Here is a 23,338-nt window from a genome sequence, read left to right as displayed (position 1 = left end):
GAGGGAGGTTGGAAATGTGGGACAAAAGAAAAAGAGAATATATTTAATATTGGCTTTAGTATTACTTTTTAATTATGCTTTGGCCTTTGCAGATAATAGTTTGGAAGACTTGAAAAAGAAACAAAAAAACACTATCCAACAAATAGATGAAACAAAAAAAGAAATAAAAAATATTGAAAAGCAAACCAAAGACGTTAGTACTCAAATAGAAGAATTGGACAAACAAATGGATAATGCAGCTATTGAATTGGAAAAAGTGGAAAAGGAATTAGATGAATTAAATGAAGATATAGATAGAACACTAACGGAATTGGAGGAAGCAGAGGAAAAAATAGCTGATAAGCAAGATACCTTTAATTCACGTTTAAGGGTAATGTATGAGAACGGGGATGTTGGTTATTTAGAAGTGCTTTTGGCTGCAGCCAATATAAGAGATTTTTTAATTAGGAAAGATATGATTCAATCTATTGTTAATCATGATGTAGAATTGATTAAATACATGAAGGAACAAAGGGATATTATTGACAATAAAAAGACAGAATTACAAGCTCAGAGGGCTTCTGTAGAGGTGACTAGAAATAAATTAGCAGATAGAAAGAATGATTTAGCTAGTGCTACAAGGGCTAAAGAATTATTAATGACTGAGTTAGAGAAAGACTTAAAAAAATATGAAGAACAATACGATAAACTAAATAAGCTAGCTAAGGATATTGAATCTGAAATAGTTAAAAGACAGCGGGTAGACGGACCCTATATTGGTGGGATTATGGCTTGGCCAGTGCCCGTGTATTCAAGAATAAGCTCTTATTTCGGTTATAGAATCCATCCAGTTTTTAAAACAAAAAAATTACATACGGGTATAGATATAGCTGCAGCTGCTGGAAATAAAGTGGTAGCTGCAAATGATGGAACGGTAATATATTCTGGTACTTTGGGAGGATATGGGAAGACTATAATGATAGACCATGGAGGTGGCATTGTAACCTTATATGGACATAATTCTTCTTTAGTGGTAAGTGAAGGAACTCAGGTAAAACGTGGAGATACAATAGCTAAAATAGGTAGTACAGGTATTTCAACAGGACCTCACTGCCATTTTGAAGTTAGAAAGAATGGTTCTTATGTAGATCCTATGCCATATTTAAAGGGGAACTAATCCCCTTTTTTATTTTCTATTTTTCTCCATTATGGTATAATGTTTAGGTAGACTTAATAAAATAGAATACATAATCCATAATATTGAGGTGAACAATATGTCCAAAAAAAGAATTATCACTTTAATGGTAGTACTAATAATATTAACAAATATAATTACTTTTGGTGCAACCAATTTATTGACTATTAAATATAAAGATAAGGTTATAATACCATCTAAAGAATATGACCAACTTACTTCTTTATATAATAAATACTCTAAAGCTATGGGATTGGAAGGTTATATTAAAGAAAATTTTCTAAAGGATGTAGATGAAAACAAGCTCATGGAGGGGCAATTAAAGGGAATGTTTCAAGCACTTGAGGACCCCTATTCAGTATATATGACTGAAGATGAATTCAAAAGTTTTACTGAACATACTCAAGGCGTATATGGAGGGATAGGTGTAATAGTAACTCCTGGTGATGATAATCTAATAACTGTAGTATCACCTATAGAGGGTACACCTGGTGAAAGAGCAGGACTAAGAACTGGAGATAAGATTATAAAGGTAAATGGGAAAGAATTTACAGCTGATAATATGGATAAAGCTGTAAAGCTAATGAAGGGAGAGCCTAATACAACAGTTAGTATAACCATTTTAAGAAAAGACAAGGGTGGGAAGAATGACTATATCGACATAGATATTGTTAGAGAAGAGATTAGATTAATAACTGTTAAATCCAATGTACTACAAGATGATATAGGATATATTAAAATAACCTCCTTTGATGAATTAACCTATGAAGATTTTATGAAGAACTTAAATAGTATAATGAATAAAAATGTTTCTGGAATTATCTTAGACTTAAGAAATAATCCAGGAGGATTATTAAACATATGCGTAGATATAGCAGATGAGTTACTAGGAGAAGGGATAATAGTTTATACAGAAACAAGAAATGGTGAAAGAGCATATGAAAAATCCAATAAAAAACACATAGACATTCCTTTGATAGTATTAGTAAATGAAGGTAGTGCTAGTGCTTCTGAAATACTCGCAGGTGCAATTAAAGACCATAATAGAGGAATATTAATAGGGAATAAAACTTTTGGCAAAGGAGTAGTTCAAAGGATAAGAGAACTATCGGATGGTTCAGGTTTTAAGTTGACAATATCAGAATATTTCACACCAAATGGAACTAATATTCATGGTATAGGTATAGAGCCAGATATAGTTGTAGATTTACCAGAAGATGTTCAAGAAATTGGAGTAGAAAACTTGGAACAGGATATACAATTACGAACTGCTATAGAAAAATTAAATGAAATGATTAAATAAATTTATGAGCCAAAGTAAAGGAGAGCCAAGGATGTATCCTTTAATACAAATTGTATATTATTCTATATACAATATATTATCCATATTAAAATCTCCTTTTTTTTGGATTGTTGGTGGGATTATTTATCTCCAATATAGAAAAATAGGGGAAATGGAAAAGGGGATTTTAGGAGAATACAAAAAATCCCCATTTTATAATTTGCTTGTTTCAACAATATACGGGCTAATTGGTGGAATTTTTGGTAGCATTATATTTATATATTTTAATATCTCAATAAATCCAAAGGATTTTTATTTCATTCTACCATTAGCTCTATTACTATCTATGATTCATCCTAGATTCATGTGTTTTTCCTATGCGGGCGGGATTCTTTCCATGGCAAGCCTTATTTTGGGGTGGCCTAGTATAAATGTATCCGAAATACTATTTGTTATAGGGGTACTCCATCTAGTGGAAAGCTTTCTGATACTATTGGATGGAAAAAGAAATAGGATACCAATTTTTATGGAAAAACAGGGAGAGATAATAGGTGGATTTACAATGAATAGATTTTGGCCAGTTCCTTTTTCTATATTTGTTAGCAATGGTTATATCTATCCAATTACTATAATAGCCATACTAGGTTATGGAGACTTTGCTTTAGCTAATTTTCCAGAAAAAAAGGCAAGGGAAACAGCCAGTATTTTATCCATGTTTAGCATTATTCTATTAATTTTATCAAGGTTATCTATTAAATATTATATATTCAATTATATAGCTTCAATATTTGCACCATTAGGGCATGAAGCAATTATTATGATTGGTAAACAAAAAGAAGAAAAAGGTGATTACATCTTTACATCTACCGAATATGGATTAAAGGTACTGGATATTTTCCCAAATAGTATAGGTGAAAAAATAGGATTAAAACCAGGTGATATTATATTATCTTTAAATGGACATAGAGTATATTCAAAAAAAGATATTGAAGATATACTCTTTTTTAGACCTAAGTTTATCTGGCTAGATGTGTTTGATATAAAAAAAGGAATGGTTATAAAAGAATATACAAACTATCAAAAGGAAATTAGCAATTTAGGGATAATTGTAGTTCCTAATATACCTGATCAAATTTTTATTGTGGAAGAATCAATAACACCTATTAGAAAGTTAATCAATAGGTATATAAGAAGAAAATCTAGTTTTAAAAATTAAAATGAACCCTAGGGTTCATTTTAATTTTTAATATTTGCTACATTTAATTTTTTCAAATCAACAGAATAGATTATATCTAAATTATCCTCTTTATAAGGAGGGCATAGGTTCATATATCCTTTTTCATTATCGGAATCATAAAATATCTTAGAGCTATTTATTTTGGCAATTGGTATTAGGACTTTTTTTTCAGTATTAAACTTATTAATTGTATAATCGTTATTATGTGTGTTTTTTTCTATAAGAACTATATTGGTTTTATCTAATTTTAAATAATTTGCTATATCTTCATCTAATCTATTTTCAGAAGCATTATTGACATTATATAGATGGAGTATATTTTTATTTTCTTCTTCTATGTTTTCCAAATAAAGGATGTTTTGATCATCTAAAAAGCTAATTTTAAAACCTGTACCTATTTTTTGGGGTTCAATACCATTTTCAGAAAAATATATATCATTATTTAAAGAATCCTGTCCAGATTCAGCAAATATTAGTTTATCATTGAATACATCAAAGGATTCAATATTTTTATCTATTTCAAAAACTACCTTGGATTTATTTTCCTTTAAATCATAGGTTAATATTGTTGATAATTCATCTTTAATATTAACAAAATAAAGGGTATTATCATCTTTCCATTTCATTAGCTTTGGATGTAAAAATGTACTAGGAGTTATTTTATAAGCTGTTTTTTCTTGCCTTGGTATTATATAAAGATCACTTTTGTTTTCATCAATTTCAATTACAGAAACATATTGATTATCGGGACTAAAGGCAGCTGACTGAATTTTATCCTTTGAAGTATATAATTTTCCACGTTGTTTAGTTTCTATATTGTAAGTCCATAGGGTTTCAAACTCAATACCATTTTCCACCTGGTAACGCTTATAAAGTATATAATTATTGGGTATATAGTCTAGTAGGTATCCATCATCAATATAGGTGGAAATAGCATCTTTTGCTGAATCCAACACTTCTCCAGTTAATGCGTCCACTTTTACATTTAAGTTGATTAGTGGAGAGTTTGTATTCTCTTTATCAAATATATTAGTAAAAGATATGTGCCAAAATATTTGTTCACTTAATTTAGTTAGTTTTACATCTGGTATGGAACTAGGTTCAATTTTGAATTGAGTGTAGATTTTATCCAAAATTTGATTCTTATTAAATTTTATGGAAATAGGATTATAATTTTGGTTTACGATATTAAATTTAAGTTCTTCAAGTTTTTCATCAATAGGGTCCTGAATTTCTAGTATAATTTGAGGTACTGCTAATTGAATTTCTCCTTGACTTAACAATCTATCTATATATATGTTTATAGTTTTACCAGATTTAGTAATTTTTTCTACTTTGACACCAGAACTTTCTACTAATCCAATGTTTGCTAATATTTTTAAATTTTTTGCTTTCTTTAATATTTCCACATTGGATTCTGTAGATTGGAAACCTTTAGATAATGCAATTTTTTCAATTTTGTAGCTTAGAGATTTTTCTTCTACATTTTCCTCCATAGCTGAAAAAGGCTTTTCTTCATTGAAGCTGCATCCAAATGCTATAAGGGCTAGTGCTAATATAATTAAGTTGAGTAATATTTTTTTCATAATTAGCTCCTCCTTCCTTAATAGTTTATAATATAAGTAGCAATTGTTCAATATTATTTTAATTTTAATAAAAACATTTTGACTTTAACCTTAAATGTAATATAATAATGTAATAGAAGCGAACAAGCGTTCAACACGAGGTGAAATAAATGTTCAAATTTAAAATAGAATCTAGCTTTAAACCTACTGGTGATCAACCAGAAGCCATAGATAAGTTATCTAATGGCATATTGAAAAATTTAAAACATCAAACTTTATTAGGAGTAACGGGTTCGGGAAAAACCTTTACTATGGCTAATATAATCGAGAGGGTACAGAAACCTACTCTAGTTATTGCCCATAATAAAACTTTAGCTTATCAGCTAGCAAGTGAGTTCAAAGAGTTTTTCCCCAATAATGCAGTAGAATATTTTGTGTCCTACTATGATTATTACCAACCAGAAGCATATGTACCCCAAACAGATACCTATATTGAAAAAGACGCCTCAATAAATGATGAAATAGATAAATTGAGACACTCTGCTACAGCAGCTTTATTTGAAAGAAGGGATGTAATTATAGTGGCTAGTGTATCATGTATATATGGGTTGGGAGACCCAATTGATTATGAAAATTTGGTAGTATCTTTAAGGCCGGGTATGGTTAAGGATAGAGATGATATAATGCGGAAATTAATCGATATTCAATTTGTTAGGAATGATATAAATTTCATTAGAGGAACCTTTAGAGTTAGAGGAGATGTATTGGAGATATTTCCTGCCTCATCCAGTGAAAACACCATTAGAGTTGAGTTCTTTGGAGATGAAATCGATAGAATAGTTGAAGTCAACCATCTTACTGGGGAGATTATTAGTGCTAGAAAACATATATCCATTTTTCCAGCTTCCCATTATGCTACATCTCAGGACAAGATAGATAGAGCCATTGTTAGCATAGAAAAAGAACTAGAAGAAAGGCTAAAAGAATTAGCATCCCAAAATAAATTATTAGAAGCCCAAAGGTTAGAGCAGAGAACTAGGTATGATATTGAAATGTTAAGGGAAATGGGATTTTGTCAAGGAATAGAAAACTACTCAAGACATTTAAGTAATAGAGCTCCAGGAAGTAAACCCTATACTCTAATAGATTATTTTCCCAAAGATTTTCTCATAATAGTAGACGAATCTCATGTGACTATACCTCAAATAGGGGGTATGTATGAAGGGGATAAGTCAAGGAAAACCAATTTAGTTGAATATGGTTTTAGACTTCCTTCTGCATTGGACAACAGACCTTTAAAATTTACTGAATTTGAAAATCATATAAATCAGATAATATATGTGTCAGCCACGCCAAGTACTTACGAAAAAGAGCATTCTGAGCAAGTAGTAGAACAGATAATTAGGCCAACGGGTTTATTAGACCCTAAAATAGATGTAAGGCCTACAGAACATCAAATAGATGATTTAGTAAAGGAGATTAGGATTAGAGCAGAGAAGAAGGAAAGGGTCTTAGTAACAACTTTGACCAAGAAAATGGCAGAAGATTTAACGGATTATTTTAAGGAAATAGGAATTAAAGTGACTTACCTTCATTCAGATATTGATACCATCGAAAGGATGGAGATTATTAGGGATTTAAGATTAGGTAAATACGATGTATTGGTAGGAATTAATCTATTAAGAGAGGGATTAGATTTACCAGAGGTTTCTCTAGTTGCCATATTAGATGCAGATAAGGAAGGATTTTTAAGGTCGGAGACTTCATTGATACAAACTACAGGGAGGGCTGCAAGGAATGTATCTGGTCAAGTTATTATGTATGCTGATACTATAACTAAGTCTATGGAAAGAACTATAAAAGAAACTAATCGAAGAAGGGAAATACAAGATAGATATAATAAAGACCACAATATAACACCAAAATCTATAATTAAAGGAGTAAGGGATGTAATAGAAGCTACTGTAGCTTTAGAGGAAGGTGAAAAATATATAGTGGATACATTTATAGGGGAAGAGTTAGAAGTCATGATAGATAATTTAAGACAATCCATGTTAAAATCAGCAGAGGAATTGAATTTCGAAAAAGCAGCAGAACTAAGAGATAAGATAATCCAACTTAAGAAAATGCAAGAAGCAGGACTACAGTGATTTGCTGATGCAAAAAATGTGAACTGTGAATTGCCTATTGTAAAAAAGAGGTGAAATATAATTTGGAAAACAACAAAATAATAATTAGAGGAGCTAAAGAACACAATCTAAAAAATATTAACCTAGAACTACCTAGAAATAAATTCATAGTAATTACTGGGCTAAGTGGTTCAGGAAAATCCTCCTTAGCTTTTGATACCATTTATGCAGAAGGACAAAGAAGATATGTAGAAAGTCTTTCTAGCTATGCTCGACAATTTTTAGGACAAATGGAAAAACCCGATGTAGAATATATAGAAGGTTTATCGCCTTCTATTTCTATTGACCAGAAAACCACCAGTAGAAACCCTAGGTCTACTGTTGGTACAGTAACGGAAATATATGACTATTTAAGGTTACTATATGCTAGAATAGGGACTCCTTACTGTTATAAATGTGGTAAGGAGATAACTAGTCAAACTGTAGATCAGATGGTAGATAAGATAATGGAGTTAGAGGAAAGAACTAGAATTCAAATATTGTCTCCAGTAGTAAGGGGTAAAAAAGGAGAACATAAAAATATTTTAGAAAACATTAAAAAAGAGGGTTTTATTAGAGTAATAGTAGATGGAGAAATGCATGAGGTAACTGACGATATAAATATGGAAAAAAACAAAAGGCATGACATTGAAATAGTTGTAGATAGGATTATAGTCAAAGGAGGTATAGAAGGTCGTTTGGCTGATTCATTGGAAACTGCATTAAAATTAGCAGATGGATTGGTCATTGTAGATGTAATTGATAAGGAAAGGATAATGTTCAGTCAAAAACTAGCTTGCCCTGATTGTGGCGTAGCTATAGAAGAGTTATCTCCAAGGATGTTTTCCTTTAACTCGCCTTTTGGAGCTTGTCCTAATTGTAATGGAATAGGATATCATAAAGAAATAGATAAGGATTTAGTTATACCTAATCCAGAATTAAGTATAAATGAAGGTGGGATTGCTCCCTTCAATACCGCTAATGAATCTACTTATTATTATCAAATATTCAAAACATTAGCACAAGACAATGGTTTTGATATGGACGCCCCTCTAAAGGAGGCACCTAAAAAGTTTTTAGATGAATTATTATATGGTACTAAAAGAGCTATAAGTTTTATATTCCAAAGCCATTATAATGGACTAAGAAACTATAAAGGTACTTTTGAAGGGGTTATCCCCAATTTAGAAAGAAGATATAGGGAAACCAATTCAGATTATATGAGAAATAGAATAGATGACTATATGACGGAAATTCCTTGTCCTAAATGCAATGGAAATAGATTGAAGGATGAAGTATTAGCAGTTAAAGTAGGTGGATTAAATATAGCAGAGTTCACCCATCTATCTATATCTAAAGCCATAGATTTTGTGGAAAATCTAAAGCTTGATGAAAGACAAAGATTAATCGGTCACCAAGTACTAAAGGAGATAAAGGAAAGATTATCTTTCCTAAGGGATGTGGGATTGAACTATCTTACTTTATCTAGGAATGCAGGAACCTTATCTGGAGGTGAATCTCAAAGGATTAGGTTGGCTACACAAATTGGTTCAAGCCTTGTAGGAGTAATCTATGTATTAGACGAACCAAGTATTGGATTACACCAAAGGGATAACGCAATGCTTTTGAAAACTTTAAGGAATTTAACGAATCTAGGGAATACCCTTATAGTGGTGGAACATGATGAAGATACCATGTATAGTGCGGATTATATAGTGGATATTGGACCTGGTGCAGGAGTCCATGGAGGATATATAGTTGCAGAAGGGACTATAGATGAAATAAAAGATAATTCAAAATCCATTACTGGACAATATCTATCTGGGAAAAAGACTATTGAAATCCCTGCTAAAAGGACTAAGCCTAATGGAAATTGGGTAGAGGTCATTGGTGCTGAGGAGAACAATCTTAAAAAAATAAATGTAAAGTTTCCCCTTGGGGTATTCACCTGCGTAACAGGAGTATCTGGTTCTGGGAAGAGTACTTTGGTAAATGAAATACTATATAAAAGTCTTGCCCAAAAATTAAATGGAGCAAAGATGAAGCCAGGAAAACACAAGGAAATTAAAGGACTGGAACATCTAGATAAGGTAATAGTAATAGATCAATCTCCCATTGGTAGAACTCCTAGATCTAATCCTGCCACCTATACAGGAGTATTCGACTATATAAGGGATGTATTTGCCATGACTCCTGAAGCTAAGATGCGAGGGTATGCTAAAGGTAGATTTAGTTTCAATGTAAAAGGTGGAAGATGTGAAGCTTGTAAAGGAGATGGGATATTGAAAGTAGAAATGCATTTTTTGCCGGATGTATATGTGCCCTGTGAGGTATGTAAAGGCAAAAGATACAATAGGGAAACCTTACAGGTTAAATATAAAGGAAAGACCATCTCCGATGTATTGGATATGACAGTAGAAGAAGCTCTAGAATTCTTTGAAAACATACCTAGAATCAATAGGAAACTACAGACCTTATTCGACGTAGGTTTAGGCTATATTAAACTAGGCCAATCTTCTACGGAACTATCTGGTGGAGAAGCTCAAAGGGTTAAGTTAGCTACAGAGTTAAGCAAAAGAAGCACGGGTAAAACCATCTATATATTAGATGAACCAACAACAGGGCTTCATATGGCAGATATCCATAAATTGATTAAGGTATTAAATCAATTAGTAGAAGGAGGTAATACGGTAATAGTAATAGAACACAATTTAGATGTAATAAAAACTGCTGACTATATTATAGACCTAGGACCAGAAGGAGGGGACAATGGGGGAACAGTAGTAACCACTGGAACCCCTGAAGAAGTAGCAGAAGCAGAAGAATCTTATACGGGACAATTTTTGAAGAGGGTATTTAATTACAAACAAGGGGAAAACAATTAGTATAATTTAATGATAGTTATAAAATTCTCTTTTCTATCAGCAATCCTTCATAGGGAAGGATTAAGATAGGGGAGGGAATTTTTGTTTTTATAATAGTGCTATTAATATCAAATTATACTATCTAAGAAAGTATGCTTTAGAAAATATGTAAAATTACTACAATAATAAATTGTCATAATAATTGATAGGGCTATATATATTAGTACAAAGAGATGCCATACATACTTTGAACAGAAACGGGGTCTTTGTTTACCTGGGAGGTGAGGGAGTGAAATACTTTGAATATTTTAAACCAGCTACTTTGAAAGAAGCTAGTGAATTGTTAATAGAGAATGGGGAAAATGCACATATTCTAAATGGTGGAACGGATTTAGTGGTAAGGATGAGAGATGAATTGACAACACCAGATGTAGTGGTTGATATTAAAGGAATAAAAGAACTTGAAACAATGAGATTTGATGAAGAAGGACTATTTATAGGGGCTACCGTAAATTTAGCTAGTATGATTGAATATGAACCAGTAGTAAAACATTATAGTTTTCTAAGAGAGGCAGCTGAATCCATAGGTTCTGGACAAGTTAGGAATTTAGCTACAATGGTAGGAAATATTTGTAATGCGTCCCCTTTAGCAGATACATCTACACCATTATTAGTATTAGACGCAAAATTAATAATATATGGGGCTAAGGGTGAAAAAGAAATATCCATTCATGAGTTCTTTAAAGGTGTAAGGGAAACAAGTTTACAATTAGGGGATATTGTAACGGGTATTAAAATTCCACTTCATAAAAATATTTATGGTGTTTTTATGAAAAGGTCAAGAAGAAAGGAAGTGGATTTATCTACAGTTTGTACTACAGTACTAAAAATAGAAGATGAAATAAGAATAGCTATGGGAGCAGTTGCTCCAACCCCTATAAGGGCACCTATGGCAGAAGGATTTGCTAAAGGAAAAGAATTAAATCCTGAAATTATAGAGGAAATTGCTAATATTGCTGCTAGAGAGGCTAAGCCTATAGATGATGTTAGATCTTCTAAAGAATATAGAACAGAGATGATAAAGATAATGGTAAATAGAAGTATTGAAAAACTAAGGGATTTAGGGAGTGAGGATTGTGAAATATAATATTAATTTTATATTAAACCATGAAGAAATTAATCACTATGTGGAACCAAATAAAACCCTATTACAAATGTTAAGGGATGATTTTGACCTTACGGGTACTAAGGAAAGTTGTGGTCAGGGTGAATGTGGTGCCTGTACCATTTTACTAGATGGTAAACCAGTAAATGCTTGTCTTTTGTTAGCAGTAGAGGCAGATGGTAGGGAAATATTTACCATTGAAGGTTTGTCCAATGGTTCTGAATTAGACCAACTACAAATTGCCTTTATATCGAAAGGCGCATTACAATGTGGTTATTGTACACCAGGAATGATAATGGCTGCAAAAGGGCTTCTAAATGAAAATCCTCACCCTACCGAAAATGAAGTTAAAAAGGCTATAAGTGGCAATCTTTGTAGATGTACTGGATATAAAAAGATAATAGAAGCTATAATGAGTGTAGTTGAAAAAGAGTCATAATCCATTTAAAGGGGGTATTGGTGATTATGAAATATGTTGGGAAAAGGATAGCTAGGGTTGATGGTATTAAAAAGGTCACAGGAGATTTGAAGTTTGTTGATGATATTAAATTACCGGGAATGTTATATGCAGCAGTTAAAAGAAGCCCATATCCTCATGCTAGGATTTTAAATATAGATATAAGTAGGGCTGAAAAATTTCCAGGGGTAAAGGCCATAACAACAGGCAAAGATTTTTCTAAAAGAGCAGGACTGTACCTTACCGACAGGACTTTTCTAGCTGTGGATAAGGTAAGATATGCAGGTGAAGCTGTTGCAGCCATTGCAGCAGAGACCATTGAAATAGCAAAAGAAGCAATAAAGTTAATTGAAGTGGAATATGAAGAGCTTCCTCCAGTTACAAATGCATTAGAAGCTATGAATTTAAATGCTCCATTGATTCACCCAGATTTAGAGAATTATCGACATGCTCCTATTTTTCAAACCATTCCAGGAACGAATATAAGTGAGCATTTTAAACTCAGAAAAGGAGATGTAGATAAGGCTTTTGAGGAAGCTGATTTCATTTTTGAAAAGGATTTCTATGTTCCACACATACAACACTGTCCTATTGAAAATCATGTAGCTATAGCCAAATATGATAAAGATGGTAGTTTAACAGTTTGGGCAAGTTGTCAATCACCTTATGCAGTTAGAGCTGCTTTATCTGATGCCTTTGATATACCCTTAAACAAATTAAGAGTTATATCACCAGCAGTAGGAGGAGGTTTTGGCTCTAAAGCAGGAACAACTTTAGAGGGTATAGTAATTCCTCTTTCTATGAGAACAAATGGTAGGCCAGTTAAATTGACATACTCAAGAGAAGATGAATTTAATAATTCCTATGTAAGGCAAGCAATGTACTCTAAGTTTAAGACTGGGGTTATGAAAGATGGAAGAATAATTGCAATTAAGAACCAATTTATATGGGATGGGGGAGCTTACACCGAATATGGAGTAAATATTGCTAAATCTGCTGGATTTGCTGCTGTAGGACCTTATGATGTACCAAATATTTGGACTGATTCCTATGCGGTATATACTAATAACCCAGTTGGTGGTCCTTATAGAGGGTTTGGAATGTGTGAGCTTCATTTTGGGATTGAACAGAATATGGATATGATTGCTAAAGAAATAGGATTGGATTCAGTAGATATACGAAGAATAAATGCACAAAAACCTGGAGGAAAGACTGCCACAAATGCTTTAGTTGATGAGGCATGTTCATTGATCGAATGCCTAGATAAGGTAGTTAAAGATATAGATTATTCCAAAGACCCAATTGTATCTAAAGATTCTAAGAAGATAAGGGCAAAGGGCATAGCTTGTGGAATGAAGTCACCATCCATGCCAAATAATGCAGCTTCTTCAGCTGTAGTTAGAATAAACGAAGATGGTACTGTATATCTTTCGGTAAGTGCTCAGGATATAGGTCAAGGTTCTGATACATCATTAACCCAAATAGCTGCAGAGATTCTTTCCATACCTCCAGAAAAGATAACTATAATTACAGGGGATACAGCTCATACACCCTATGAATGGCAAACCGTTGCTTCTCGCATAACATATTCTACAGGAAATGCAGTAATTAAAGCTTGTGAAGATGCCAAGGAGCAACTTATTAGTTTAGCAAGTTTGAAATTAGGCATACTCCCAAGGGATTTAATACTTGAAGATGGATATGTAGTATCTACAGAATATCCTGATAAAAAGGTGAGTCTAGCTAGTTTAGCATTGGGTTTAACATTAGAGGATGGTTCAGGCATTCATGGACCAATTATTGGAAGGGGAACATTCATACCTGCTAATGTTAAAAACTTTGATTTAGAAACAGGTCTTGCTGATAGACCAGTGGTATTTTGGACTTATGGTGCAAATGGTGTTGAAATAGAAGTGGATATAGGGACAGGGGAGATAAAGGTATTAAAAGTATCCTCTTGTTGGGATGTAGGAAAGATTATTAATCCTACCCTTATTGAGGGTCAAATAGAGGGTGGCATAGTACAAGGAATAGGTTCTGCATTATTAGAAGAAATAAAATTGGAAGAGGGAATTTTCATAAACAAATCCTTTATGGATTATAAGATACCTACAGTTAGGGATATGCCTGATATGTCTTTGCATTTCTTGGAAAATCCACAGCATGATGGTCCCTTCGGCGCAAGGGGTATTGCAGAACCTGCAATGATTCCTTCAGCCCCTGCAATTGCAAATGCCCTATCCAATGCTTTAGATATAAGAATTAACCAAATACCTTTGACTCCTGAAAGAGTATTAAAAGCTATTAAAGAAAGAGAAAACTGGAAGTAAGTAAATGTACCGTTATACTTTCAAATGTATTTAATCTGTAAAATTGTATTCTACTCATAATAAAAAGGAAGGAGTGGTAAAATGTCAGAAGTCAATATTCAAGAACCAATAAAAGACGCTAGACAAATTCCAGTGGTAAAAAGATTGATATTGGGGTTGCAACATACATTCACTATGTTTGGAGCTACGGTGTTGGTTCCTATACTTACTGGACTAGATGTTTCGGTAGCTTTGTTTATGGCAGGGGTATGTACTTTGATATTCCATTGGATTACTAAGAAAAAGGTACCCGTATTTTTAGGTTCTTCTTTTGCATTTATTGCACCTATATTAGCAGTAGCAGCATTGGTAGGAGAAGATGGTCTTGCTTATGCAGGGGGAGGTCTAGTAGTAGCAGGATTGGTTTATCTAGTAATATCATTACTAATCTATGCCTTTGGAGTTGAAAAGGTAGTAAGCTTTTTTCCACCAATTGTAACTGGTCCTATTATAATGGTAATTGGACTTAAGTTAGCACCTACTGCTATTAGTATGGCATCAGAAAATTGGTTTTTAGCAATTGTTTCATTTATAGTGGTTTTATTGGTGAACATGTATGCCAAAGGGTTTTTCCAGATTATACCCGTTATGACTGGACTAATAGTAGGATATGTTGTTGCTATGTTTACAGGAAATGTAGATTTTACTCCTATAACTGAAGCTGCTTGGATAGGATTGCCTAATTTTCAGGTAGCCAAGTTCAGTTGGGAAACTATTATTATGATAGCACCAATTGCCTTAGTTACCGTAGTAGAGCATATAGGAGATATTATTGCAATTGGAGCTACGGTAGAAGGGGATTTCTTAGAAGAACCAGGGTTACACAGAACCATGTTTGCAGATGGATTGTGTACTTCAATATCAGCAATGTTTGGAGGTCCTGCTAATACTACTTACTCAGAAAACACTGGTGTATTGGCATTGACTAGAGTATGGGATCCAGTAGTTATGAGGATAGCAGCAGTATTTGCAATTATATTAGGAGGAGTACCAAAACTTGCAGCAGTTATAAGTACTATTCCAACTTCAGTAATAGGAGGAATATCCATAATTCTATTTGGTATGATAGCTGCAATTGGAGCAAGAACCCTTGTTGAAAACAGCGTAGACTTTAATAGATCTAAAAATCTATTAATTGCTGCAGCAGTTATGGTACTAGGACTTGGTGGAGATGCTGTACCAGGGGGAATGGCCTTAGCTGCAATAGTAGGTATAGTACTCAGTAAAGTTTTGCCCGATAGGTAGAGTAATATTAGCATTAATTAGTAAAACCTATTCAATATAGGTATAGAGATGAGTATGTGGGACTTTGTTCTTTAGTATATAGTCTAATAACAAATACATTTACTAAGAAGGGAGTTTCACATACTCTTTTTGAAGGTGTGATATCATGAATGAATCCAGTATTTGTAAAGTATTAGATAGGAGAATTCAAGAAGAAGATTTACAATGCGTGGTCCATTCTGTATTCAATAATAGTTTTAATGTATTAGACCATGAGAACAAATTAATCACATATTTGAATTCCAATGGAACTATGGCACCTAATTCAATAAAAATAGGACAAATAATATCCTTTAATAACCTAGGAATCAAACCAAAGATGAAGATTATAGTTTCTCAAAGATTTACAATAATTGAAGATTTAAATATTATATTAATCCATGATGAAGTTAAAATTTGGGATGGAAGTCCAAACTTAAATTTTAATAAAGAGAACAAGGAAAAGGTGAAGGCTAAACTATATAAAACGGGTGAAATATTATCTAAAAAGGGAAATAAGGAAGGAATTTTTCCTATTATAAAAGCATTAGATAAAAGGATTTTAGGTATTGATGTATTATTAAAAGATGAGATTATTATGGGAAAAGAGGAAGAATTTATTGAGGATAGATTCATAAAATTTATTGATAGCTATATCTATAATAATATAGATAATATTTCACAGAAAGCTAAAGATATAGTAGGTTTTGGAATTGGACTTACCCCATCAATGGATGATTTTTTATCAGGAATGATGATTTCGAGAGTCTATTCATATTACTATTTGGACTATCCTATGGAAAAGGCTTATGGATTCAATAATGCTATTGTAAGTAAAATAAAAGATAAAACCACTCGAATTAGCCAGGAAATGCTTATATACTCGTCCAGGGGAGAGGTGAATGATTATATTAGAGAACTAATGGTTTCTTTCCTGGGAAATGCGAGTTTAGATTATTTTTATTCAAATATAGATAAAGTTATGAGAATTGGAGAAACATCAGGAACAGATATACTTTTAGGGATATATGTGGGAAGTTGTATTTTACTTAAAGAGATCTTAGGGGGAGGATTTAATGACTAAGATAATATACGAAATAAGAGAGAATACATATTATGATTCTGTTACACTAATGCTTATTTCAAAAGAGGTAAAAAGGATTCAAGGAGTCTATGAAGTCCTTGTAGGAATGGGAACAGATTTAAATAAGGAATTGGCTCAAAACCTTAATATAATTACTGATGAAATTAAATCTATAGGAGCAAATGATTTTTTTATTACTGCCCTTGTAGATGAAGGTATTGAAATAGAGAAAGTGGTGAAGGAAGTAGATAAACTGTTGAGCCAAAGGAAAAAGGATAGTGGATTAGAGTATATGCCACCTACTTTAAGTTCTGCCTTAGAACAGGAACCAGAATCAAACCTAGTATTAATATCTGTAGCAGGAGAATATGCAGCCGATGAAGCAAGAAAGGCTTTAAATAACGATTTACATATTATGATCTTTAGCGATAATGTTTCATTGAAGGAAGAAAAAGAACTCAAACAATTGGCAGTAGAAAAGGGATTGTTGATGATGGGGCCAGATTGCGGAACTGCAATTATCAATAATATACCTTTGGCTTTTGCAAATGTGGTCAATAAAGGAAGTATCGGAATAATAGGGGCTTCAGGTACAGGAATTCAAGAAATTACAGTACTTATAGATAGATTAGGGGGAGGAGTTTCTCAAGTAATAGGTACTGGAGGTAGAGATTTACATAAGGAGATTGGTGGACTAATGATGTTACAAGGCATTGAGGCATTAATGAAAGACCCTTGTACGGAAGTCCTAGTATTGGTTTCAAAACCTCCTTCTGAAGAAATAGCAGAGATAATATTAGAAGCCATTGAAAATTCCAATAAACCAGTAGTTATTAATTTTATAGGTGGAGATAAAGAGAAAATAGGAAGGTATGGAGGCTATGCTGGTATATCCCTTGAAGATACAGCACGAAAAGCGGTAGCCCTTATGAAGGGTGAGGAAGTTAAGGATTTTGATGGATTTAGTTTATCTACTGAAGAAATAGATAGGATAATAGCCCAAGAAGTAGAAAAGTTAAATAAAGATCAAAAATACTTAAGAGGATTATATAAGGGAGGGACATTAGCTGAGGAAGCCATGAATATTCTCAGTAAAGAATTAGGTTCCATATATTCAAATATATCAATTTTACCAGAATATAGATTAGAAGATATATATAAAAGTATTGAACATACATGTATAGATTTTGGAGAAGATGAATTTACAGTTGGAAAACCCCATCCAATGATAGATCCTTCATCTAGAATTGAAGGTTTAATGAGGGAGGCAGAGGATGAAAAATTAGCAGTAGTGTTAATGGACTTTGTCCTAGGATATGGAGCCCATGAAGATCCTATAGGAGAGATGATTCCTGCAATTGAAAAGGCTAGGAATAAAATGAAACAAAAGGATAAATATCTATGTATTGTTAGTTCAATTTGTGGTACAGAAAAAGACCCTCAAAATTTAGTTGAATCACAAAGAAGATTAGAAGAAGCTGGTGTAATAGTTATGCCTTCAAATGCCCAAGCTGCAAGATTAGTAAGTTTAATCCTTAAGAAAAACCAATAGACTTGGGGGGATAAAATGTCAAAGATAAATAAGCTTTTTAACAGCCAATTAATAGTGATTAATATAGGTTTAGAGTTTTTCTACCTAGATTTAAAAAAACAAGGTGTTCCAACAGTTAATGTAAACTTTAGACCAATTGCTGGTGGTAATAAAAAAATGGTTTCACTTTTGTCAAAACTAAGATAGGATTTATTATTTAAGGGGGAAATGCTAAATGATAGGGGAAAAAATTAAAAAAGCTAATGAAGAAGCTATTCAAAAACTGCTAAAAGCTCAACCAACTATTATTGGAATTGGAAAAGCTGGAGAGGATATACCAAAGATGACTAAAAAAACCGTATTACATGCTGGACCACCTATTTCTTGGGATAAAATGAGTGGACCATTAAGAGGAGCTGTAATAGGAGGGTTGATTTATGAAGGATTAGCCTCTAATATGGATGAAGCAATAGCTATAGCTGCCTCAGGAGAGATTATCTTTGACTCCTGTCATCACCATAGGGCTGTAGGACCAATGGCGGGAGTTGTAACGTATTCAATGCCAGTTTGGATTATTAAGAATAAAACCTATGGAAACTATGCTTACTGTACCTTAAACGAAGGTTTAGGCAAGGTTTTACGTTATGGCGCCTATAGCCAAGAGGTAATAGATAGGCTTAAGTGGATGGAGATGGTATTAGCTCCAGTTTTAAAAGCCACATTAAAATTATCAGGAGAGATAGATTTAAAACCCATGATAGCACAAGCTTTACAGATGGGAGATGAAGGTCATAATAGGAACAAAGCTGGTACTTCGTTATTAATAAGAGAATTAGCTCCATATTTGGCATATACGGAATTTTCCAATGAAGATAAATGGGAAGTATTAAAATTTATCCATAGTAATGATCATTTTTTCTTAAATCTAACCATGCCAGCAGCCAAATGTTCCCTAGATTCACTGGAAGGCATAAAGTATAGCACAATTGTATATACCATGGCTAGAAATGGTACTGAATTTGGAATTAGAGTAGCAGGATTAGGAGATAGATGGTTTACTGCACCAGCGGAAATAATAGATGGATTATATTTCCCTGGATATTCTACAGAAGATGCAAATCCAGATATAGGAGATAGTGTAATAACGGAAACATCTGGTATAGGAGGATTTGCTATGGCCTCTGCAATTCCTATAGTACAGTTTGTAGGAGGTACACCAGAAGATGCTATTAACTATTCAAGGTCCATGTATGAAATAACAGAAACGGAGAATGATGCATATAAGATACCTCTCCTTAATTTTAGAGGTACAGCTACTGGTATAGATATACGCAAGGTTGTAGAAACGAGAATTCTTCCCATTATCAATACGGGAATTGCTCATAAAGAGGCAGGAATAGGTCAAATAGGAGCGGGATTGGTACATCCACCTATAAAATGTTTTGAAGATGCTTTAGAGGCATTCGTAAAGGTACTGGAAGATGAGGGGGAACTATAGTAACATCTCTCATTTCTATTAAAGTATTTAAATTAAGGGGGAATAGAGCATGAATCTAGTAAAAAGTTGGAATAAAGTGAAAATATATGATTTAACTCAAAATTTAAGTCATTTAACTCCACCATGGCCTACTTATGAGCCACTACAGATTAAATTCTTTAAGAGGTTATCACCACATGGTGCTAATGGACAATTAATTACAACTTCTAACCATGTTGGGACCCATTTAGATGGCCCATTACATTTTGATACTGCTGGAAGGGATATAGCATCTTTAGAACTTGAAAAGCTAGTAGGACCAGGGGTTATAGTCGATATATCAGATATAGCAGAGGATTTTAGTATTTATACACCTGAAGATATTATTGATAGAGTTGAAGTTAAGAAAGGGGATATCCTCATTATCAATACAGGTTATCATAAGTATGGATGGGATCAACCAGAAGCTGATGAAAGAAGGTATATGCTAAGACATCCTGGACCATCAATGGAATTTGTTCATTGGGTAAAAGAAATGGAAATTAAATGGATTGGAGTTGATTGTGGTTCTGCAGATCATCCAATGAATACAAAGATTAGAGATTGGGAACCAAAAGAAGCAGAAGCAGCAGATAAGTACATGAGAGAAAAATATGGAAAGGGTTTAAATGAAATATATCCATGGCCAGATGTATATCAAGCTATGCATATCCAAGTATTTCCCCAACCATATGAAATAATTCATGCTGAGAACTTAGGTGGAGAGATAGATAAAGTTCTCAATAAACGTATGATTATTGGATGTTTCCCATGGAAATTTATAGATGGAGAATCATCTATTTGTAGAATAGTAGCATTTGATAGTGAATAATAGATGGAGTGGTCTTATATGAGATTGCCATTGGGAAATATAAAAATATTAGACCTTACCAGAGTATTAGCAGGTCCCTTTGCCACTATGATATTGGCAGATTTAGGTGCAGAAATAATAAAAATCGAAATACCTGTAAAAGGAGATGACGCAAGGCATTTTGGGCCTTATATAAATGGAGAAAGCGCTTATTTTATGAGCCTCAATAGGAATAAAAGGAGTATGACATTAAATTTAAAGGATGAAAAGGGGAAAGAAATATTTTTGGAATTAGTAAAAAAGGTAGATATAGTTGTAGAAAACTATAGACCTGGAACTATGGAAAGGTTAGGTATAGGTTATGAAGTTTTATCCAAAATCAATCCAAAACTCATATATGCATCAACATCAGGGTATGGACATACTGGGCCTTATAGTGAAAGAGCAGCTTATGATGCAGTTGTTCAGGCTATGGGAGGGATTATGAGTATTACTGGGGAAAAAGATGGTAAACCTACAAGGGTAGGAACTTCCATAGGAGATATTACAGCTGGATTATTTACTGCTATAGGAATTTTAGCAGCTTTAAACACTAGGTATGAAATGGGAATAGGACAAAAAGTTGATGTAGCTATGCTAGATTGTCAAGTTACAATTCTTGAAAACGCCATTGCTCGTTATATAGTTACAGGAGAAATACCTAAACCAGGTGGAAATAGACATCCATCTATTGTGCCTTTTGAACCATTTAAAACTAAAGATGGAGAGATTATGGTAGCAGTAGGGAATGATGCTTTGTGGAGGGAGTTTTGTAAAGTAATTGGCAAAGAAGAGTTAATCCAGGATGAAAGATTTAAAACTAATCCCCTTAGAAATGAAAATTATGATATTTTGAGGCCATTAATTTCTGAATCCATTTTAAATAAAACAACCGAAGAATGGCAACATAGATTAGATGGAGTAGGGGTACCTAATGGTCCAATAAATACAATTGATAAGGTACTAGAGAATCCTCAAATAATAGCAAGAGATATGATAATAGAGCTTGACCATCCAGTAGCAGGCAAATTAAAAGTACCAGGTATACCTATTAAGCTTAGCCATACACCAGGAAAAATAAGAAGAACATCTCCAGTATTAGGAGAGCACACTTTTGAAATACTGAAAGGATTATTAAATTATAATGAAAAACAAATTAATGAATTAAAAAAGGAAAATATAATTTAAACTTTAGGCACTGCTGCCTAAAGTTTAAATTATTAGATATACCAACCTCTTATTATCAAAAGAAGCTACCAAATAGCAAGAGGGTATAGAGGTGATTATTATAAAACAGGTGGTTTATGGTATTTAGTTGTTTGTTCAAAAGCATATGCAATTTCTAATAATATAGGTTCGCTCAATCTTCTGCCTAAAAACTCAATTCCTACAGGAACCCCTATTGGTGCAGTATCTGTAGGCTGAGTAAATCCAGCAGGTACTACAATTGATGGAAAACCTGTAACAGAGCTTAAAACACCATTCCTATCAACTTGTGACTCACCAATTTTCACCACAGGACGTTTTTGATGAGGATAAGCTATGGCATCCAAATCATATTTGGCCATTATTTCCATAACTGTATTCTGAGTTTCAAATCTTTTTATTAAGCGTCTATTATATATATCTGAGTTGATATCAAGGGTTTCAGCGTATTTAATATTTTCTTCTATTCCCTTATGATATTTTCCAGATATTATTATATCGTTAAGAGAATGTACTTTTGATTTAGAACCTAGTTTTTCTAAGTATAGGTTTAGATGAGGTTTTAACTCATGTAGATGGACACTTACTTCATTAACAAGTTTATCTGCATCAATATATTCTTTAATATGGATTAATATCCCTCCATTTTTCTTTATATCATCTAGGCAATTGAATATAATGGCATTCACTTCTTTATGGATATTTTTAGTACCGAAAAAACTATTGAGAATTCCAATTCGTTTTCCCTGTAACCCATCTTTCCTCAAATATTTTGTATATGACTTAGGAATATGTCCAATAGACCAAGCTGTTGCAGGATCAATAGGGTCGTATCCAGCAATTATGTCTAGTACTTTGGCAGTATCTTCTACTGTCCGCATAATAGGACCAGCAGTATCTTGAGTCAAAGAATAAGGAACGATACCAGCTCTGCTTATAAGACCCACAGTAGGCCTTAGACCTACTAAACTGCAAGCAGAAGCTGGGGACCGGATGGAATTAATAGTATCCGTACCTAAACCTATAATGCCAAAATCAGCAGCTATACCTGCAGAAGTACCACCGCTAGAACCTCCTGGGGTTCTAGTAAGGTCATAAGGATTTAAAGTTTGGCCTAGGACAGAGCTAATAGTCTCTCCCCATACTGCAAATTCATGCAAATTTACTTTGGCAAGTATAATTGCCCCTGCCTTTTTCAATTTTTCTGTAATAAAGGCATCCTCTGAAGGTATTATTCCTTCCAAGGCAATAGAACCTGCAGTTGTAGGCATATCCTTTGTATTTACATTATCTTTTAATAACACAGGTATTCCATGTAATGGACCTTTAATTCCTGATTCCTTAAACCTTTCATCCAAATCATGAGCTATTTCCAATGCCTTTGGATTAATAGTTATGACGGAATTAATTTTAGGTCCATTTCTATCATATTTCTCGATTCTTTCCATATACATTTCAATTAAATCACTGCATTTTATTTCCAAGTTATTTATTGCATTATGAACAGATGAAATAGTTGCACCTTTTAAACAAAATCCTTTATTATTTTTCACAATATTCACCTACTTGAATGCCTAATAAATTGGTAGAACATAAAACTACCTTTT

General features: G+C 33.2%; 17 protein-coding genes. 15 read left to right on the top strand and 2 right to left on the bottom strand.

Annotated features, from left to right (window positions below; translation table 11 throughout):
* The first annotated feature begins 16 nt into the window (after nucleotides 1–16).
* From C3E90_RS13480 to C3E90_RS06140, 3 genes are all read left to right on the top strand, one after another.
* Nucleotides 17–1,156: a murein hydrolase activator EnvC family protein gene (locus C3E90_RS13480; RefSeq protein ID WP_236914784.1), complete on the top strand. Its 1,140-nt coding sequence runs from the start codon at nucleotides 17–19 to the stop codon at nucleotides 1,154–1,156.
* A 97-nt stretch (nucleotides 1,157–1,253) separates the two neighbouring features.
* On the top strand, nucleotides 1,254–2,477 hold the full coding sequence (locus tag C3E90_RS06145; protein ID WP_236914783.1) for a S41 family peptidase: 1,224 nt from the start codon (nucleotides 1,254–1,256) through the stop codon (nucleotides 2,475–2,477).
* A gap of 31 nt (nucleotides 2,478–2,508) precedes the next feature.
* Nucleotides 2,509–3,672 carry a PDZ domain-containing protein gene (locus C3E90_RS06140; protein ID WP_236914782.1) on the top strand — a complete coding sequence of 388 codons (1,164 nt, stop codon included), beginning with the start codon at nucleotides 2,509–2,511 and terminating at the stop codon, nucleotides 3,670–3,672.
* Between the two features lie 20 nt (nucleotides 3,673–3,692).
* Here the strand turns inward: C3E90_RS06140 and C3E90_RS06135 are convergent, their stop codons facing one another.
* On the bottom strand, nucleotides 3,693–5,279 hold the full coding sequence (locus C3E90_RS06135) for a DPP IV N-terminal domain-containing protein (protein ID WP_236914781.1): 1,587 nt from the start codon (nucleotides 5,277–5,279) through the stop codon (nucleotides 3,693–3,695).
* Between the two features lie 149 nt (nucleotides 5,280–5,428).
* Between C3E90_RS06135 and uvrB the strand changes: the two genes are divergently transcribed.
* The 12 genes from uvrB (at nucleotide 5,429) to C3E90_RS06075 (ending at nucleotide 21,713) form a co-directional block, all read left to right on the top strand.
* On the top strand, nucleotides 5,429–7,408 hold the full coding sequence (uvrB, locus tag C3E90_RS06130) for an excinuclease ABC subunit UvrB (RefSeq protein ID WP_236914780.1): 1,980 nt from the start codon (nucleotides 5,429–5,431) through the stop codon (nucleotides 7,406–7,408).
* Nucleotides 7,409–7,470: 62 nt separating this feature from the next.
* The gene (gene uvrA, locus C3E90_RS06125; RefSeq protein ID WP_236914779.1) at nucleotides 7,471–10,311 is read left to right on the top strand and encodes an excinuclease ABC subunit UvrA; all 2,841 of its coding nucleotides are present in this window, start codon (nucleotides 7,471–7,473) and stop codon (nucleotides 10,309–10,311) included.
* A gap of 268 nt (nucleotides 10,312–10,579) precedes the next feature.
* A complete protein-coding gene (locus C3E90_RS06120) occupies nucleotides 10,580–11,437 on the top strand; it encodes an FAD binding domain-containing protein (protein WP_236914778.1) in 858 nt (285 codons plus the stop codon).
* Complete coding sequence (locus C3E90_RS06115; protein WP_236914777.1) at nucleotides 11,427–11,894, top strand: (2Fe-2S)-binding protein; 468 nt, start codon at nucleotides 11,427–11,429, stop codon at nucleotides 11,892–11,894. Before C3E90_RS06120 ends, C3E90_RS06115 begins: the two co-directional genes overlap by 11 nt.
* Nucleotides 11,895–11,920: 26 nt before the next feature.
* A complete protein-coding gene (locus C3E90_RS06110) occupies nucleotides 11,921–14,242 on the top strand; it encodes a xanthine dehydrogenase family protein molybdopterin-binding subunit (RefSeq protein WP_236914776.1) in 2,322 nt (773 codons plus the stop codon).
* A gap of 81 nt (nucleotides 14,243–14,323) precedes the next feature.
* Entirely contained in the window at nucleotides 14,324–15,526 is a 1,203-nt protein-coding gene (locus C3E90_RS06105) for a uracil-xanthine permease family protein (RefSeq protein ID WP_236914775.1), read from the top strand.
* Between the two features lie 145 nt (nucleotides 15,527–15,671).
* Nucleotides 15,672–16,628 (top strand): DUF2877 domain-containing protein, encoded by a 957-nt coding sequence (locus tag C3E90_RS06100; RefSeq protein ID WP_236914774.1) that lies wholly within the window; start codon nucleotides 15,672–15,674, stop codon nucleotides 16,626–16,628.
* On the top strand, nucleotides 16,621–18,180 hold the full coding sequence (gene fdrA, locus C3E90_RS06095; protein WP_236914773.1) for an acyl-CoA synthetase FdrA: 1,560 nt from the start codon (nucleotides 16,621–16,623) through the stop codon (nucleotides 18,178–18,180). The genes C3E90_RS06100 and fdrA overlap by 8 nt, the downstream gene beginning before the upstream one ends.
* Before the next feature lie 15 nt (nucleotides 18,181–18,195).
* The gene (locus C3E90_RS06090; protein ID WP_236914772.1) at nucleotides 18,196–18,366 is read left to right on the top strand and encodes a fdrA domain protein; all 171 of its coding nucleotides are present in this window, start codon (nucleotides 18,196–18,198) and stop codon (nucleotides 18,364–18,366) included.
* A 28-nt stretch (nucleotides 18,367–18,394) separates the two neighbouring features.
* A complete protein-coding gene (locus C3E90_RS06085; RefSeq protein ID WP_236914771.1) occupies nucleotides 18,395–19,657 on the top strand; it encodes a DUF1116 domain-containing protein in 1,263 nt (420 codons plus the stop codon).
* Between the two features lie 49 nt (nucleotides 19,658–19,706).
* Entirely contained in the window at nucleotides 19,707–20,507 is an 801-nt protein-coding gene (locus C3E90_RS06080; RefSeq protein WP_236914770.1) for a cyclase family protein, read from the top strand.
* A gap of 18 nt (nucleotides 20,508–20,525) precedes the next feature.
* Nucleotides 20,526–21,713: a CaiB/BaiF CoA transferase family protein gene (locus C3E90_RS06075; RefSeq protein WP_236914769.1), complete on the top strand. Its 1,188-nt coding sequence runs from the start codon at nucleotides 20,526–20,528 to the stop codon at nucleotides 21,711–21,713.
* A 98-nt stretch (nucleotides 21,714–21,811) separates the two neighbouring features.
* On the opposite strand, the gene C3E90_RS06070 is transcribed toward C3E90_RS06075, so the two are convergent.
* Entirely contained in the window at nucleotides 21,812–23,284 is a 1,473-nt protein-coding gene (locus tag C3E90_RS06070) for an amidase family protein (RefSeq protein WP_236914768.1), read from the bottom strand.
* Nucleotides 23,285–23,338 lie beyond the last annotated feature (54 nt).

This window comes from Clostridium sp. Cult2, from assembly GCF_021655075.1.
Classification (GTDB): domain Bacteria; phylum Bacillota; class Clostridia; order Tissierellales; family Tepidimicrobiaceae; genus Schnuerera.
This window is presented reverse-complemented; position numbering and strand designations above follow the sequence as displayed.